This is a genomic window from Cyclobacterium amurskyense, assembly GCF_001050135.1.
Lineage (GTDB): Bacteria > Bacteroidota > Bacteroidia > Cytophagales > Cyclobacteriaceae > Cyclobacterium > Cyclobacterium amurskyense.
Genome location: NZ_CP012040.1, coordinates 3,916,843 through 3,934,082, shown reverse-complemented (window position 1 = coordinate 3,934,082; position 17,240 = coordinate 3,916,843). Strand labels below are relative to the sequence as shown.

Genomic DNA, 17,240 nt, shown 5'->3' with positions numbered 1-17,240 from the left:
TTATCACAAAGGGTTCAACTATAAAAATTAACCACTTTATACCTGCGGTGCCCTTTTCTCCCTGATATAAATTCATCTCCTACTTTTAACCAGGCATGTGCGAGGAGTTTGGGTGGCTTGTTTGGATTTCTATCGGGCGATATACCAAAATACAACGTACTTTTTATTCCCTTACTTGCCAACAGCCACTTTGCAGAAAGAGCCTTGACCATGCATTTACCTTCCCAGGGAGTGTATTTATTGACGCTGTAAATAATCTTTTGAATTCGATCAATATGCACTAACTCATCCGGCCTAGGTTGGACTATTGGTGATTTATGATTTCTTGTACCTAACAGCTTTTCATACTGGTTAAATTTGACGAAGCACATCAGAAACCTAATAAAAGCACTGTAAGTAAAGGCCAAAAATATTAATTTGAAATCGTATAATTTCACGGTAAATTATTTATATTTTAGTTTCTTGCAACGTAATTTATATCTAAAAAAACCATTGAATTTCTCAAAAATAGTCATTTTTAGTTTAATTTTATCTTCATTAATTTTTAGGTTCATATGGAAAAAAACAGCAATAAGACAAATTCAGTAAGGGTGCTTGGAGAAGTGGATGTTTTACCTTTGTTACAGCTCCTTCCTGAACTAATGCAACAATGGGATACCGACGCAGCCATCAATCCCAACAAGAAATATTCTTTGGCCCAGGTGAACCATATTAATTTCCGTTGGAGCAATAAAAAAAGTGATCCAGTAGACTATTTTGACTTGCCTTTATGGGAGAAATACCGAAGTATCTTACTCCCCATCATGAAACAAGCTGTTAAGCCCTTTGGTTACAAATCAGGCTATTTCCCCAGGGTAATGTTTGCCAAAATGCAACCCGGAACCATTATTCCAGAGCATATAGACGGAAATACCAGAGGCTGGATCCCTCATAAAATCCATGTTCCAATTATCACCAATCCAGATGTGGCTTTTACCATTCGTGGTGTTTCCTATAATTTCACCAAAGGAACAGCGGTAGAAGTAGACAATTCAGGATTGCATGGCGTAAAAAACACCGGAATAACAGCCAGAATTCATTTTATTTTTGAATATTTAGACGGCGCGATTAATAAGATTCCTCAAAATGATTTGGCTTGAACTAAATACATTAAAATTGATATCCCATTAAATTGATTTCTCGCTTGAATGTTTTTCCAATTAATTCTTGTTGTTGTTTAGTGTAAAAAGTCCTGTAATCTGCCTGGTATTTTCTAAAACCTGATTTGGCTTTATAATCAGGTAAACGAAACGATTCTGGCAATTCCAAACGTTGCTTAAGGGCTATAACGGCCTGATTCAATTGTTCAAATTTATAAATCTTATCTACCAATATTTTATCGCCATAAGCATATTGAGAAAAGGCTTTGATTTTCCCCAATTCCCCCGCTTCAAGATACGTATCCAATCCTTTGTATTTTATTTCTCCTCCTCTCCAATAGTAGTGGGAAATTACCTTGTCCCATGGATTTCTCTCAAAGCAAAATTTAAAATAGGTTTCCCAGATTTCAGGCGCTATATTCTTCTTAATAGAGGATGCGGAAGTGTGCGCACGAAATAATACATCTTTATTTTGGTAATTTTGAGGACCACAATAACCCAAAAAGGCCCTTACCCTTTCGTCTTTTGGTGAAATAGGTGTCAAAATATCTTTTGGACCGCAAATAGAAGATAAGGCTATTTCAAAAGACGTTCCTGCTGTTTTATTTGTTTTTATAAAAATAAACCGGTGTTTATGGCTAATGATCATGACCTTTATTGTAATGTGGGAATACAATTCCGTTTTCGGGCAAACCCAAAAAACTGGTAATTTTATTCATTTTGTTCAATTCATTAAGGGGTAACACCAATAAATCAGAAGGTCGATGTGTAAAATAATCTTGTACTTCAAGATTGTGTTTCCTGTAAACATTCACAAACCTTTCTCTGTTTTCATGCGGGTTTCCTTTGCCATAGAGCCAAAGCCTCATGGCTGAACTTGACTTTCCAAAATACCTAACCGCACTTTCGTACCATTCTTTTTCCTCCCTCAAGGTCAGTATAAATTTACTATTCGGAAAGTGCTGGTCGAGGGTTTTGTAAATTTTAAACCATGGGTTGTCATTAAATGAATCATAACTTTCAGCCAATTTAAAAAACAATTCATAATCTTCTCTAAAAAGCATTTCCATCATCCGTCTATCTCCAACGGCACTCCTAATCAAACCAGCACCATGAACATTCTTTAGCCCCAATGCTTCCAGAGCTTTCCCGATTGACGTAGTTCCCGTCTTGTGAAAACCAACACAAAATACTTTAGGCTTATTCATTGGCATACTCCCACCATTTACGAACCCATTTATTCTTATGGTCTATATTTGCAGACCAAGGTTTTTGTTTCCCAATAAAATGAATAAAACCTTCAACCGTTGCCATATTTGAAGTTATAGGCCAATAGGCATTGTAATTTTGATCCAACCATGTCACCTGATCCAAGAACAATTTATTTAAAACCACTGTATCCGTATGCCCTGTTTTTATCTTCTCATAGGTTTCTGGAATTAATTCATACAATATTCGTTGATAGGCATTTTGTTTAACCAAGGTGGCTCCAATGGCCATTACCCCTGTATTGAAGAGTCCTGAAATGAAAAATTCTTTAAACTTTTCTGGAACGAATTCAGGTTTTGAGAACATAAAGGAATCTTGGTGCCGAACATAACCCATGATTTTACGATAATCCCAGGCTGCAGAGAAATTTTCCTCATTCTCATAAAGCCTCCTAATGTCACCTGTACAAAGTAAATCACTGTCGCAAAATAAAATTTTGTCGTAATTTTGAAAAGAAAAACATTCTAACGAATAAAACCTAGATTTAAAATGATGAAAATGAGGAAATACTTTAATTAAATGGGTGATTTTATCATTCAAACCCGCACCGATCTCAACAAATGAAACATTGAATCTTTCTTCCAATTCATTTTTTTGATAACTTGTTAGTCCGTCATTAATAACAATTATTTCTCCCTCATACCATGAATTCTCTTTTAAAAAGGATTGTATAAGCACTTTTGTACCTAAAAAAAACTCAGGAGAACATACAGTAACCAGAACATAGCGCATGTTCAAATTTAAAATTTAAAATCCCATGATCATAAGCCATAGCCATAAATTTATTTCTTTTGCCATACCTAAGACAGGTACTCATGCTGTTCGTTTTGCCCTAAGACCTTTTCTGGAAGTTGGAGACGAAGAACAGGTAGCACTTTTTCACCATTCAAAATTACAAACGGGGGATTTTAAGAAGCGCAAAAATGGGCATATCACTGCACTTGAGATCAAACCTCACTTAAGTCCGGAAATATGGACCAGCTATCTAAAATTTGCTTTTATGCGTAACCCTTATGAAAGGTTTGTTTCTGCTTGCTTTTTTAAACACCCATTACTATCCAAAGAATATACCAATGTAACCAAATGCAGGGCATATATGAAATTATTGATTCAGAGAGAATCAAATCAAACCAGTCTTTTCTTTAGACCTCAATGTGATTATATCACAGGTGAACATAATGAAATTTTAGTTGATTTTATTGGCCAAACCGAAAACATGGAAAAAGACCTTAAAAGTGTTTTTTCAAGGCTAAATTTACCTTTTAAGTCACCAGAAAAAATCAATTCGTCCAATCATCTCCCCTATAGGTCTTATTATGACGAAGAGTTACAGTCTTTAATCAGTCATTTTTATAAAAAGGATTTTGATTTGTTTAAAATTGACGATTTAAAAAAAATTTAGTCTTTGTATCTTTTATCTTCTATTCCAGACCTCACAAGTCTATTATTGGTTATAGGATAATTTGCTGTTAAAAAACCAGGATCGACCCATTTTTTTTGATTGCCGCTCTCTGTCGAAGCCTTTTTTTATTAGTTTAAAAGTTAATTCTTGCTTAACTTAACTATTATAATTTATGAACTTTTTTTTTTAAACAATAACAGCATTAAAAGACATACAAACCATTGGCGTAATTGGGGGAGGCACCGCAGGTTATTTAACGGCATTGTTTCTTAATAAAAAATTCAAGTATAAGCGCATTACACTTATAGAAAGTTCCAAGATACCTATTATAGGCGTCGGATAAGCCACTTCCCTTTATTTTTAAAATTTATTCATAACATGCTTGGTATTTCTGTTCAGGAATTTTTTAAAGCCACCAAGCCCACGTTAAAATTAGGTGTAAAATTCAATTGGGGAAGAAAAGAGGACAAGCATTACTTAAACCCCTTTGGAATAATGCATACTGCTGCTTCCTTAAGAATAAAACAGAGTCTGGATTTCACTTCTCTTAACACACGCCTAATGGCAAACGATAAAACGCCATTTATCAGCAGAAATGGAGAGGGTTTACCAATATACATCAATAATGGACTGTCCTATCATATTGATAACCAAATTATAGTGAAGTTCCTGAAAGAAAAAATCAGCCTTACCAAGATAGAACATTTAGACACTAAAATTGAAAAAGCTGTTCATAAAAAAGAAAACAATGAAATAGATTATTTACAAACGGATCAGCAGAAGGAATTGAAATTCGACATGTATTTTGATTGTACAGAGTTTTCAAGCCATTTATTGGGCAAAGCCTTAAATACCAATTGAGTAGATTGTGGAGACAGCCTGATGACCAATTCCGCCATTCTAGGAAAAGCCAACCATACAAATGGAATTAAACCTTATACCACAGCATCAACGCTAAATCAAGGTTGGTTATGGGAAACGCCTTCACAAAAGGAAAACCATTTAGGTTATGTTTTTTCTGACAAGTTTTGCTCAGCAGACGAGGTAAGAAGTGAGTTGAGGAATTATTGTCCTGAGGTAAATGATGAAAAAGTTATCCATTTTAAATCACGGAAGTACGAAAAAAGTTGGTCAGGCAACACCAATGCCTTAGGGAATGCCTTTGCTTTTGTAGAACCGCTGGAATCTACTGGATTGCACATGGTTATTTTTCAATTGGAAAAATTTGAAAAATACTTCATATAAGAAGCTAACGTAACAACTTCTAAAGCTAAATACAACTTAAAATATTATACATAAAATGGACCATTGTTTTTAGATAAAACCCATCCTTTACCGCACATAGAAAAGAATGCTATTTTTGGCACTTTTTCTTTCGACCTGGTTATGTTAGGGAGTGGTTATGATTGGGGGAAATTAGCAACCAATAAACCTGAACTGGGAGAAGCCAACAAAATCATGACCTTAAATGAAAAAATCATGTTAAAGGCCTTTTCTCATGAAGCGAGTCTTAGTTATTTAGAGTATAGCCCTTCATTTAAATATAACTTTTAGCTCAAAAAACACACAATTCAAAAAGGCGTGAAATATATTGTAAAACCCTTTGGTCTTGAATAAGCGAACCGCTATTTTACCAATAATTCACACTCAAAAAAATAGTGCCAATATGCTCCGGAATTTCAATCTAATTCCGTAGGGCAGGTAAATGGAAAATCTTCTCTAAATGCATCCAATCAGCTGCACATTTTTTACTGCTATTGTAATAGGAAGACAACAACAATTTGTTGTAATTATAAATCACCCAATAACCTAAGTAATTATTGAACAGGCTATACTAATCTACTGAAAATTCATAGTTTATGAGCCATACCAGCCAGATTCTAAAGAACCAGAAGACCATCCACCGCTATTGGTTTCCTGAATATTTTCTGTTAAAAACTCAGGATTAACCCATTCTTTTTTATCTTTTTGATTGCTGTTTGTTGTTGAAGCCATTTTTTTATTAGTTTAAAAATTAATTCTTGTTAAATTTAAATAATAAATCCATAAACTCAAATTTTTATTTTAAATAACAACCAAAAATAATGCAAGATTTTAAAGATGTAAGAGATATTGGGGTAATTGGAGGAGGTACTGCAGGCTATTTTACGGCACTGTATCTAAAAAAAAAATTTGGCGATAAAAATATCACAGTTATAGAGAGCTCAAAAATCCCAATAATAGGTGTTGGGGAAGCGAGTACTCCTCTACTTCTGAAATTTATTCACAGCATCTTGGGATTTTCAGTTCACGAATTTTTCAACGCCACCAAACCAACCTTAAAATTAGGTGTAAAATTTAATTGGGGAAGAAAAGAGGACAAGCATTACTTAAATCCTTTTGGTAGAATGGATACTATTGCTTCTTTAAGATACAAGCAAAGCTTGGATTATACTTCACTTACTACCCGAATGATGGCGGCCGATAAAGCTCCTTTTATCAGCAGAAATGGAGAGGTCCTACCCATAAAAGTCAAAAGCGGCATGGCTTATCATATTGATAACGAGCTACTTGTTAAATACCTTAAAGAAAAAATTCAACTTGCCAAAATAAATCATATAGATGCTAAAATTGAAAAAACATTCCTTAAAAAAAACAACAGCGATATAGATTATTTACAAACGGATCAACAGAAAGAGTTGAAATTCGACATGTATTTTGATTGTACAGGATTTTCCAGCTATTTATTGGGCAAAGCCTTAAAATCCAACTGGGTGGACTATGGAGATAGCTTAATGACTAACTCAGCCATCTTAGGTAAAGCTAGCCATACAAATGGAATAAAACCTTATACCACAGCCTCAACCCTGAATCACGGTTGGCTTTGGGAAACCCCTACACAAAGAGAAAATCATTTGGGCTATGTTTATTCTGATAAATTTTGCTCAGCAGAGGAAGCCAGAAGTGAATTGAGAAAATATTGTCCAGAGATAAATGATGAAAAAGTAATCCGTTTCAAATCGGGGCGATACGAAAAAAGTTGGTCAGGCAATACCATAGCCATAGGTAATGCTTTCGCTTTCGTAGAGCCTCTGGAATCTACAGGTCTGCATATGATTATCCTTCAGCTGGAAAAGTTTGAAAAATACCTGAAAAATGAAAAAAACCTTGAAGCAGCACAAGCCAGATATAATTCTAAAATTAATAGATCCTGGGACTATATTAAATGGTTTATAGCCCTTCACTTTAAGTACAATGAAAAAAAAGACACTCCCTTTTGGAAAATGGTTAGGGAACATACAGATTTGTCAGGCATTCAGGATTATTTGAATTACTATAAAAAAAATGGCCCTGTATTTTTTAATGAAAACAATGTTTTAAATCAACAATTAAAGAATACTATATTTGGCACTTTTTCTTTCGACTTGGTCATGCTTGGAAGTGGATTCGGGTGGGAACATATAGTGGACAACCAACCTCAAATCAGTGCAGCAGAAAAAATTATAACTTTCAATGAAAAAGTCGTGGCTAATGCGCTTTCACATGAAGAGAGTCTTATTTATTTGGAAAACAACCTTTCGTTTTGTTTTCGGTGAAGCTAATTCCACGTCTTAAACATTCGATTTTTTTTTGATAATATAAAACATCAACTTTGATAATGTCCCAAAATTTCCTGGGTCAGGTTTTTTTAAGATGCTTAGAGCTTTATCGCTATCCAAATAGGTCATATTCTCTAATTCATCAAAATTAGCTTGAACAAAGGCAATTATTTCATCTAAGGCATCCCTTTGAAATGCCTTGGTAAAAGGGACTGATGGCACCTTACTCTTTCTTTTGTCAATAACTCCATTGGGAATATAAGGCCGGATGATTTCTGTAAATAGATACCTGCTCTTACCTTGGTAGGTTATCGTATCGATTGGTAGCGCATATATGTATTCCAATAGCCTGAGGTCCATCATAGGAAACCTGTAATCCACCCCGAAATGACGACCAACCAAGCCATGGTCTACTATGCGTTTATTGATTCCAACCTCAGTAAGATAAGTGCTTAGGTAATCGCTTATCTCTATCGTAGATTTCACTTTGTATATGGAAGGCTCCCTGTCCAGAAGTTGGTGCTTTTCTATTATTTTTCTTTTCAAAGGGCTAGAAGCATACTTTTTTTTGCTTTTTTCTTTATACGTTTTAAGAACTGAGTCCCCTTGCAAAAATTTGATTGAAAAGTAAAGCCATTTAATAAAAGCCATGGGAACATCATGCTTTCTTCTAATGTCTTTCCACAGCGCCCAATATCTTTTTTTTATTGCCAATGGCCTATAAAAGCCACCTAAAGTGAGGGTGGCTGCCATGTCTCCACCCCAGCCTGAAAACATAACTCCAATTTTTTCTTTTTTGGCTTGTTTTAAAAAGGCAGCGGTAAGGGTGGGTAAAAAATTCATATCTACCTCATCCTGTACTTTCGTCATTAAATTTAAATGATCCTTCACCGTAAAATCCCGCTCATCGAATTTTCGCCACTTAGAAAGAAGGCCGTTTTCTTTACAAAACTCGTGCATTAGATCCCCTTCATCAAATTTATCTATTTCTTGGGTAGGCTGAAGGGCTTTACCAAAACTATAACAGGACAGATCACCTCCTTTGCCCAAATAGGTCATCAATGCCCCCCCGATACCTGTAGAGTCCAAGCCACCACTGAGCTCAAGACCAAGCCGCTTATTGGTTCTCATCCTGTCTTTAACAGATAAAAAAAACAAGTCTTTGAATTTTCCTAACCTTTCTTCATGGGTTTCAGGAATTGTGATGTTATGATCACCTAAAGTCCAGTATTTTTTTAAGGTTAAAGTTCCTGCTTTAAAATGCATCCAGGTCCCTGCAGGCTGGGCATCTATTGCATTATAAAGTGTTCCTTCGGATGAAGATGGTCCATCTAAAGAAAAGGTGGTTGCTAAAACTAGTTCGTTGAATTCTTTGGACATGCCTGGGTAAGCTAAAATTCCTTTTATTTCAGAAGCAAACACCAATTGCTCCTGCTGAATGGCATAGTAAAATATTTTAATCCCCAACTGATCTCTTGCCCCGAATAGCTCCTCCTTTTTACTGTCCCAAATAATAAAGGCAAAATCGCCTATCAATAGTTTAGGGGTCTCCTTGCCTTTTTTCGCATAGAGCCGAACGATAAACTCCAAATCAGCCATAACCTGGTCTGGTTTCAGCTTTAATATTTTTCTTAATGCTTCACGGTTATCTATTCGACAGTCCCCTACAATAATGAAATTTTCGTGCCTAAAAGGCTGAGGAGCCAAAACGGATTCAGGAATAGTATACATTTCCAGACAACCCAGAGATAGCTGTTTGCTAGTAAACTTGCCCTCTCGGTCTGCAGACCAATGTCTCAACGGGGTAGCCATTTGTTCTAAAAAATCGCCTTTACCTGTGAAACCAAAAAATGCAGTCATGTTTTTCGTTTATTTTAAAATTTAATTATAATTTCCATTCTCAATCCTCTAAATTTACTATATATAAAGGGTTTGATTAAGGCCTTGACAAAAAAACAGTAAATTATAAACTCAATTTAAATAACTATTCATGTCCAGTAAGCAAATTAGCAGAAGTGATTCTTATGTTTTTAACGAAATAGAGGGGGACATTGTCATGATGGATGTAAGCAATGGTTCTTATGCCACATTAAATGAAACGGGTAAAAGCATTTGGCTGCTCTTAGAAAACCCAAAGACCATCAGTGAAATAACCGAAGCTTTATTAGCGGAATACGAGGTTTCAAAGGAACAATGTGAGAAAACAGTCAATGAATTTCTGAAAAAAATGGCTGAAGCAAATGCCATCGTCATCAAGTAGTCTTTTTCCTTATTACCACTTATTTTTATTTTTAAATATTGCAACAGCTTTCGTCCCTCTACCCCTTTTTACCTGAAATGAAGGTGCTTTTCTTTTCCATAAAAGCCTATATGGGAAAGAAAGCAAATGGGAAAGAAACTGAAATAGCTGTTGATGAACGGAAAGTATTAAAGCTGGCCAAGTTTCATCGCATTCGCCCATTGCTTTTTGAGTATGACAAGAAGACTTCCTTATTGGCTATAAAAAACAAGGAATACCTAAAGATATTTGTCACACAAAATGCACTAAAAAACCTAAAGGATATTTACCACACAAAAAAACTACTCCAACAATTCGAAACTGCCGGCATACCCGCCATATTACATAAAGGTCTCCAATACCAATTTGAAATTTATGAGAATCCTCAACTAAGAGAAAGGGGAGACATTGATGTTTTGGTTCAAAAAAAAGATGTGCTTCCTAGTATGAATGTTTTAAAGGATCAAGGCTTCGGTTCCGAAATTTTAAATCCTGACCAACCAGAAACTGAGATAGGTCAACATATTGAGAAATTGCTTTCCTTCAATTACCTCTACCAATTGCCTGTAAATAATAAAAGTTTATTACTTGACTTTCAATGGGGAGTGAAAAGTGACTTTCACAGTTTCCATTTCCCCTATCCCTTGATTTTTCATAAAGCCACCTTAAGGGATTTTTATGGAATAAGAGTCCTCCAGGTAGATAAAGAAAGCTTGTTCTGGCTCATGGTTATTCACCATGGTGGAAAAGACCAATGGATGCGTTTGCGCCATCTTGCAGACCTTTCTGCTTTTATGAAAACTTACAGTACTCAAATAAATTGGGAAGCTATACTGGTCACTGCAAGGAGCTATGGTTTGCAACAAGTCCTTTTGGATGGATTTCAATATTTAAAAACATTACTATCCATTTCATTACCTGCTCCAATTGAAGAAAGACTGGAAACCCATCAAAACAGGGTATATAAAATGGTGTTTAATATTTGGGAAAACTGTACCTGGGGAGACAGTCGTTTCGAATTAATAAGCATGTATATCAGGTACCTAAATCGTGACAATGGTAACTTTGACCCCGAATATTACATCAAAAATTTACAACACCATTACCAGAAAAAGCAAGCGATGGCATATCCGGAAAAATATACACCAATTGATTTTTTTTACGACACCATTAAGCTCCCAATAAAATTATTGAAAAATAAATAAGGTGCATCTATCGCCTACCAATTTTTTTCCACCAAGGTTTGTCCTGTATATCATGGTAACCATAGGCACTTACATCTGAAGTATAATAGCCGTATTGGTAACCATATCCATGGGTTCCATGTACATCATTAAGCACTGCATAAATTTTATGAATGCCACCTTTCGTAGACAAATCGTTACAAAATTGAATATTCGCCAAAGCAGAGTATTTCTGGCGAAAAACAAAAAAGTTTATGTCTGCATATTTCATTAATTCTTTGGTTTCGGAAACCAATCCTACGGGAGGACAATCTAAAATCACTACATCATAAGCTTCCTGAATTTCCTTGATTAATGTACTGAAATTTTCTTGTAGCAGTAATTCTGCGGGGTTTGGAGGAATAGGACCAGACAATATTACATCCAGGTTCTCATAACCTGATGGCTTAACAACTTCTTTCCAAGCCCCCCCTCTACTTAAGCAGGTACTTATTCCTTGATCATTTTTCAACCCAAAATCATCTGCAATCTTTGGTTTTCTCAAATCCAGACCGATCAAAATTGTTTTTTTTCCCATTAATGAATAAACCGAAGCCATATTAATAGAAATAAAGGTTTTTCCTTCACCAGAGATGGTAGAGGTGAACAACAAGGTCAATTTGTTCTTATTATTACTTAGATAGGGAATATCTGCCCGTAAACTACGAAAAGATTCAGATACAGTGGACCTAAGGTGATTTAATACAGATAGTGAATCTTTCTCCTTGTGTCGGCCTATCATCCCAACCAGAGGTACTACCAAGGCCTTTTCTAGTTCTTTTGGGTCCTTTACCTTTTGGTATAGAAAATCTTTAACCGTAATGATAAGGACAGGAATAAAGAATCCAATAAGTAACCCTATTATTAGATTTATTATTGATTTGGGTGCAATGGGTGCCGAAGCAGCCATGGCTATGTCCAAAATTTTGTTATTCGGCTTGTTAGAAGCAAGGGTAATTTCCGATTCTGCCTTTTTTTCCAAAAGGTAGATATAGATGTTTTCATTGATAGAAAACTTCCTTTGCAACCCAAGCATCACTTTCTCAGTTTCTGGCAATTTAAAAACTTCACTTTCAACAATAGAAATTTTATTTGACAATTCTGCCAGATAATTCTCCAAATTCCCTATGGCCGATCTGACATTTTCTCCAATGGCTTCTTTGGTACTTTGAATCTTATTCTCTACTTCCCTGATCACAGGTGTTTCAAGCGAATAATTGGCTGTTAACCTGATTTTTTCAGCCTGTAACTCGCTCAAGCCAACCACCAACGCATTCAATAAAGGATCTCCTTCACCGGCAATAGAAGGGGCTATCAAGCCATCTACCCTATCTTCTTCTATGTAGGTTTTTAAGGTTTGATAATATTGAAGATTGACACCAATCTCTGATTGTTGTTTTTCAAGATCCTGAAGCTTCATGAAAATCTGTGCGCCCTCCTCACTTAGGTTAAACACTTTGTTTTCAGTACGAAACTGTTCCAATTCGTCTTCAAAATAAGAAAGAGAATCAGAAATGCCTCTCAACTGCTCATTAATAAAAAATATGGTGCTCTTTGCTACCTCATTTTTTTCTCTCAATTCACGATTGAGATAGGTATTCATCAAGGTGTTTAGGTAATCCTGCCCCATCCTTCTTACTGGAGTCTCCAAAGAAAGATTTACAACTGAAGAAAAATTGCTTGAGGAGTTGACCTGAAGTAAGTCTATGTAGGATGTGGCTAAGGAAGGGGTATCTTTAAAATAAAACAATACCTCGTCACCATTGCTGGCAAATAAATTTGAAACCGTGAAATTAAAATGTTGACCAGTAATTGCTTCACCGAAGGAATAAATACCTTCAGGCGTTTTATTTTCCGAACCAACTGTAGTTTTGTAAAAAGGGTCAAGAGGATTAAATAAGCTGAATGTGTTTTCCACAACAGAAAGCTCAAAACTAGAAGCGTCCAACACCCTCATTTTGAACAAGCCACCCGTAAGTTGTGGCTTTGACCAATCTGCTTTCACTACTATAGGAACATCCCCATACTGTTGGCTGTTTTTCCACCGCTCCTCTTTTAAGTAAATGGTATTGAAATTCAGTTGAGAAAGGGTTTCTTCTGCCAATGCATGGGATTTTAAAATCCCTAATTCATTTTCTAATTTATACCGGGTTTGGAAATTCCTGAAACCTGAAGGACCAAAAATATCAGCTCCCAAACTTTGTTCTTCGTCCTTAATTACTATTGAAGAATTGACGATATAGGTAGGGTTGGTAGATTTGTTGGTATAATAAGCCACCAACAGGCCAACAATTATTCCTAACAAAATCCAAGGCCATTGCCTGAAATACTTGAACAGTATTCCTTTGATATCAAACTCATCCTTTTTATTTACCTGAAAAGGAATGAAATTCGGCGGTAAAGAATTGGCTTGGCTCATGTCAACGAATGGCTATATTTAAGATAAGCGCTACTGCAGAAATAGAGGAAACAATCAAGGCAAGCGACTGGGTAGCATTTTCTCCGGAACCCAATTCCCTTACTTTCATTGGTTCTGCATAAAGTTGGTCATTGGGTTGAATAAAATAATATGGGGATTGGACGATCTTTCTATCCGTTAAATCAATGGTATGAATCTCCGTACCTTCCGGATTTTGTCTGATCAATATCAAATTGTCTCTTTTGGCAACAGTAGTAAGATCACCTGCATGCGCAATGGCTTCAAAAATGGTCATTCTATCCTGCAGAACAACAAATTTTCCAGGTTTTCTGAATTCTCCCAAGGCACTGTACCTGATGCCCCCAAGCTTCACTTTCACATACAATTCTGTTTTCACAAAAGCCTTTACCTTTTCTTCAATAACTAGCCTGGCCTCTTCTATGGTCTTGTCAATTACACTCACCTTTCCAATCATGGGGAGTCTGACAAATCCCTCCTTGTCTACATTGTAGCCATTCATATAGTAAATATCTCCTCCACTCTGCGCAACTTGTCCAACCATTGAATTTTGAGTAGTTTGCTCACCCAAAACATTGAACCCATCCCGTAAAAGGTCTTCGACAGTTTTTATATTTACGTCGATTATATCGTTGTATTGCAAACGATAATCCGGAATTTCATAGTTGATCACCTTTCCATCGGAAAGGTTTTCTAAACCCTCTTTGTTTTGAAGGTATATTATTTTTTGGTTAGGGACACAACCATAAAAAGTGCCTAAGAAAACACCAAAAAATAAAAACAAAATGTACTTCTGCATAGAACTGTTAAGTCTTGATTGGGACATTGAAAAATAAAGTGATATCCTGCCAATCAAAGATACTTTATTTATTCAAAGATCCTAAAAAGTTCTTGAATCTAAAAGATAAAAATCATCCTTTTTCTTAAACCCGAAATATGCAATAGACAAACTATTACGTGCTGAAATCGCTTCAAAATCAGCCACTTCGTTGCTGTTTTCAATTTCACCATAGCGGTGCTATGCTAAAATATCCAAACAGCCTGATTTTCTTGCGATTGCAACACTTCCCGTAATCACGGGACAGGCTTCACCCCTGACTATTGTCAGGACGGAGAAATCCTATTACATAATCTAATCCGGGTTAAATAAAAAGGCCTCTAAATTTAAATTCAGAGGCCTTTTGTGAAAAAGTTAAAATTTTCAATCTATTTTTAGTACTTCTATTGTTGAAGCCTTTTCAGGAGTCACCTGTGCTACTTTTTCAGTTTCAGAATTCACATTATCTGCTAAACCTAAAGGACTATCTAAAGGAATATAAGGTGCAATCACAATTGAAACGATTGAGGTCAATTTGATCAAAATATTCATTGATGGACCTGAAGTATCTTTAAATGGATCACCTACAGTATCTCCTGTAACAGAAGCTTTGTGAGGTTCTGACCCTTTATAATACATTTCACCATCAATCTCAACGCCTTTTTCGAATGACTTTTTAGCATTGTCCCAGGCGCCACCAGCATTGTTTTGGAAAATCCCCATCAAAACACCGGAAACAGTCACACCTGCCAACATACCACCAAGTACTTCGTGTCCAAAAAGAAAACCTACAACTATTGGGGAAAGCAGGGCTATTGCCCCTGGAGCTACCATTTCTCTTATGGAAGCTTTGGTAGATATTTCAACACATTTCTCATAATCTGGCTTAGTTTTGAATTCCATGATTCCTGGAATTTCTTTGAATTGCCTTCTTACCTCATTGACCATGTCCATGGCTGCTCTTCCTACTGCTGCAATCGCAAGAGCAGAAAAGATAAAAGGAATCATTGCTCCTACAAATAAGCCTGAAAGCACATCTGCTTTGTAAATGTCTATGGTAGAGATTCCTGATATACCTACGTAGGCAGCAAACAATGCCAATGCTGTCAAGGCAGCAGATGCTATTGCAAAGCCTTTACCACTTGCAGCAGTGGTGTTACCTACTGCATCAAGAATATCTGTTCTTTCTCTCACTTCTTTAGGAAGACCAGCCATTTCTGCAATACCACCGGCATTATCAGCAATCGGTCCAAATGCATCAATCGCCAATTGCATGGCGGTAGTTGCCATCATCCCTGCAGCAGCTATGGCCACACCGTACAGTCCAGCGGCCATGTAAGAGGTGAAAATACCTGCAGCCAATACCAAGATAGGAAGGACTGTGGATTGCATCCCAACAGCTAAACCACCAATAATATTGGTAGCATGACCTGTAGAAGACTGTCTAATTATAGAATTCACAGGGCCTTTGCCCATGGCTGTGTAATACTCTGTAATAATACTCATCAATGCACCAACAATCAGTCCGATAAAGACTGCTCCAAATACCCCCATTTTGGTAAATGAAGCTGAGTTTAATCTAGACATCACCAAATCTCCGTCAGGCAACATATAATCAATGACAAAGAAAGAGGCTGCTACCGTTAATAAAATTGAAAACCAATTGCCTCTGTTTAGGGCTGCCTGAACATTTCCATTTTCAGATTTAATTTTCACAAATAAGGTACCTATGATAGAGAACACCAAGCCAAGTCCGGCAATTACCAAAGGCAATAAAACCGGGGCAATGCCTCCAAAATTATCATCACTTACTATTTCTCGTCCTAAAACCATGGAAGCCAATATCGTGGCAACATAAGAGCCAAAAAGATCTGCTCCCATTCCTGCAACATCTCCTACATTATCACCAACATTATCCGCTATAGTAGCAGGATTACGTACATCATCTTCAGGAATACCTGCTTCTACTTTACCTACAAGGTCAGCGCCTACATCAGCCGCTTTGGTGTAAATTCCTCCACCAACTCGCGCAAAAAGAGCAATAGACTCTGCGCCAAGAGAAAACCCTGCCAATACTTCGAGTGCTGTTTCCATCTCATGGCCATTGACATCACCACCTGTAGAAACCACAAACATGTTATAAAAGATAATGAACAAGCCGCCCATACCTAATACTGCTAAACCTGCTACACCAAGGCCCATTACAGTACCTCCAGTAAAGGATACATTTAAGGCTTTTGCCAAACTTGTTTTTGCGGCCTCGGTTGTTCTAACATTTGATTTAGTGGCAATTTTCATTCCCAAATAACCTGCAAATGCGGAGAGCACTGCACCAATAACAAAAGCCACCGCAATGATGGGGCTGGAATTGTCTAATAAGGTGCCAGACCAACCTAGAATAATGGCTGCAATCACTACAAAGTAGCCCATTACTTTCCATTCTGCTTTAAGAAATGACATCGCTCCTTTGGCTATATAGCCAGCCAACTCCACCATGTTTTCATCACCCGTGGGCTGCTTTGTAACCCATGCCGATTTTACGGCCATTACCACTAGGCCTAGAATACCCAAAAATGGGACCAAATAGAGAAATAATTGTTCCATATTAACTGTTAAAAGAATTGGATTTATTTTTAATTTCGACAAAGATATTATTATTCCTATTGCTTTCAAGAAAGAACAGGTAAAAGATAGCAATCATGTACAATTACCGTAATATTCTATCATAAATCAGTAGGATTGCACTATCATTGATAAAAACATCGCTAGAAATCGTAATTTCCATTAAAAATCTAAAAAACATCCCGAAAACCTAAATAATAACAAATCAATTTAGAAACAAAAATCCTCAGGTTAACAAAGAAAATTACCGCTGGATAAATCATTGATAGGATTTAATTGATAAATTATTGGTATTTGTTATTCCATGAAAAACACATGCCTTACTATAAGATAACAACATCCTTTTACCAGGGTTTCTTTCAAAGCCATACAAAATCAATGCTTTGTTAGGCAAAGGAGTGACCGTTTGGATGAACAATAAAAAATTAATCTCCTAGTGAGAATAAAGCTTACCCTAAATTATTCTTAAAATTAA

16 protein-coding genes and 1 pseudogene are annotated in these 17,240 nt (G+C 36.3%); 8 read left to right on the top strand and 9 right to left on the bottom strand.

Annotation, left to right across the window (positions count from 1 at the left end; all coding sequences use genetic code 11):
* Positions 1 to 14: 14 nt before the first annotated feature.
* Positions 15 to 437, bottom strand: coding sequence for a lasso peptide biosynthesis B2 protein (locus CA2015_RS16155; protein WP_157470505.1), 423 nt, complete (start codon positions 435 to 437; stop codon positions 15 to 17).
* A gap of 117 nt (positions 438 to 554) precedes the next feature.
* On the opposite strand from CA2015_RS16155, the gene CA2015_RS16150 reads away from it, so the two are divergent.
* Positions 555 to 1,139, top strand: a complete 585-nt coding sequence (locus CA2015_RS16150; RefSeq protein WP_048642832.1) for an aspartyl/asparaginyl beta-hydroxylase domain-containing protein — start codon at positions 555 to 557, stop codon at positions 1,137 to 1,139.
* Between the two features lie 10 nt (positions 1,140 to 1,149).
* Here the strand turns inward: CA2015_RS16150 and CA2015_RS16145 are convergent, their stop codons facing one another.
* Genes CA2015_RS16145 through CA2015_RS16135 form a run of 3 tightly spaced genes read right to left on the bottom strand, consistent with a single transcriptional unit; the run spans position 1,150 to position 3,140 of the window.
* Complete coding sequence (locus CA2015_RS16145) at positions 1,150 to 1,788, bottom strand: sulfotransferase family 2 domain-containing protein (protein WP_048642831.1); 639 nt, start codon at positions 1,786 to 1,788, stop codon at positions 1,150 to 1,152.
* Positions 1,778 to 2,347 (bottom strand): sulfotransferase, encoded by a 570-nt coding sequence (locus CA2015_RS16140; RefSeq protein WP_048642830.1) that lies wholly within the window; start codon positions 2,345 to 2,347, stop codon positions 1,778 to 1,780. Before CA2015_RS16140 ends, CA2015_RS16145 begins: the two co-directional genes overlap by 11 nt.
* Positions 2,340 to 3,140, bottom strand: coding sequence for a glycosyltransferase family 8 protein (locus tag CA2015_RS16135; RefSeq protein WP_048642829.1), 801 nt, complete (start codon positions 3,138 to 3,140; stop codon positions 2,340 to 2,342). Before CA2015_RS16135 ends, CA2015_RS16140 begins: the two co-directional genes overlap by 8 nt.
* 25 nt (positions 3,141 to 3,165) lie before the next feature.
* Here CA2015_RS16135 and CA2015_RS16130 point away from each other — a divergent pair, with 25 nt between their 5' ends.
* From CA2015_RS16130 to CA2015_RS16115, 4 genes and pseudogenes are all read left to right on the top strand, one after another.
* Positions 3,166 to 3,810, top strand: a complete 645-nt coding sequence (locus CA2015_RS16130) for a sulfotransferase family 2 domain-containing protein (protein ID WP_048642828.1) — start codon at positions 3,166 to 3,168, stop codon at positions 3,808 to 3,810.
* A 193-nt stretch (positions 3,811 to 4,003) separates the two neighbouring features.
* Positions 4,004 to 4,153, top strand: a complete 150-nt coding sequence (locus CA2015_RS25435; protein WP_084011824.1) for a tryptophan 7-halogenase — start codon at positions 4,004 to 4,006, stop codon at positions 4,151 to 4,153.
* Positions 4,150 to 5,055: pseudogene (locus tag CA2015_RS25155) on the top strand (tryptophan 7-halogenase). The gene CA2015_RS25435 and the pseudogene CA2015_RS25155 overlap by 4 nt, the downstream one beginning before the upstream one ends.
* 63 nt (positions 5,056 to 5,118) lie before the next feature.
* Positions 5,119 to 5,364 carry a hypothetical protein gene (locus CA2015_RS16115; RefSeq protein ID WP_048642825.1) on the top strand — a complete coding sequence of 82 codons (246 nt, stop codon included), beginning with the start codon at positions 5,119 to 5,121 and terminating at the stop codon, positions 5,362 to 5,364.
* A 303-nt stretch (positions 5,365 to 5,667) separates the two neighbouring features.
* On the opposite strand, the gene CA2015_RS24870 is transcribed toward CA2015_RS16115, so the two are convergent.
* Positions 5,668 to 5,805 (bottom strand): hypothetical protein, encoded by a 138-nt coding sequence (locus tag CA2015_RS24870; protein WP_157470501.1) that lies wholly within the window; start codon positions 5,803 to 5,805, stop codon positions 5,668 to 5,670.
* 89 nt (positions 5,806 to 5,894) lie between these two features.
* On the opposite strand from CA2015_RS24870, the gene CA2015_RS16110 reads away from it, so the two are divergent.
* Positions 5,895 to 7,385: a tryptophan halogenase family protein gene (locus CA2015_RS16110; protein WP_048642824.1), complete on the top strand. Its 1,491-nt coding sequence runs from the start codon at positions 5,895 to 5,897 to the stop codon at positions 7,383 to 7,385.
* A 15-nt stretch (positions 7,386 to 7,400) separates the two neighbouring features.
* Here CA2015_RS16110 and CA2015_RS16105 read toward each other — a convergent pair whose 3' ends face one another.
* On the bottom strand, positions 7,401 to 9,248 hold the full coding sequence (locus tag CA2015_RS16105; RefSeq protein ID WP_048642823.1) for an asparagine synthetase B family protein: 1,848 nt from the start codon (positions 9,246 to 9,248) through the stop codon (positions 7,401 to 7,403).
* 130 nt (positions 9,249 to 9,378) lie between these two features.
* Here CA2015_RS16105 and CA2015_RS16100 point away from each other — a divergent pair, with 130 nt between their 5' ends.
* Both CA2015_RS16100 and CA2015_RS16095 read left to right on the top strand, forming a co-directional pair.
* Entirely contained in the window at positions 9,379 to 9,648 is a 270-nt protein-coding gene (locus CA2015_RS16100) for a PqqD family protein (protein ID WP_048642822.1), read from the top strand.
* A 110-nt stretch (positions 9,649 to 9,758) separates the two neighbouring features.
* Positions 9,759 to 10,871, top strand: coding sequence for a nucleotidyltransferase family protein (locus tag CA2015_RS16095; RefSeq protein WP_169786494.1), 1,113 nt, complete (start codon positions 9,759 to 9,761; stop codon positions 10,869 to 10,871).
* A gap of 7 nt (positions 10,872 to 10,878) precedes the next feature.
* Here the strand turns inward: CA2015_RS16095 and CA2015_RS16090 are convergent, their stop codons facing one another.
* From CA2015_RS16090 to CA2015_RS16080, 3 genes are all read right to left on the bottom strand, one after another.
* Positions 10,879 to 13,308, bottom strand: a complete 2,430-nt coding sequence (locus CA2015_RS16090; RefSeq protein ID WP_048642820.1) for a GumC family protein — start codon at positions 13,306 to 13,308, stop codon at positions 10,879 to 10,881.
* A 1-nt stretch (position 13,309) separates the two neighbouring features.
* Positions 13,310 to 14,125: a polysaccharide biosynthesis/export family protein gene (locus CA2015_RS16085; RefSeq protein WP_048642819.1), complete on the bottom strand. Its 816-nt coding sequence runs from the start codon at positions 14,123 to 14,125 to the stop codon at positions 13,310 to 13,312.
* A gap of 402 nt (positions 14,126 to 14,527) precedes the next feature.
* On the bottom strand, positions 14,528 to 16,747 hold the full coding sequence (locus tag CA2015_RS16080; protein WP_048642818.1) for a sodium-translocating pyrophosphatase: 2,220 nt from the start codon (positions 16,745 to 16,747) through the stop codon (positions 14,528 to 14,530).
* Positions 16,748 to 17,240 lie beyond the last annotated feature (493 nt).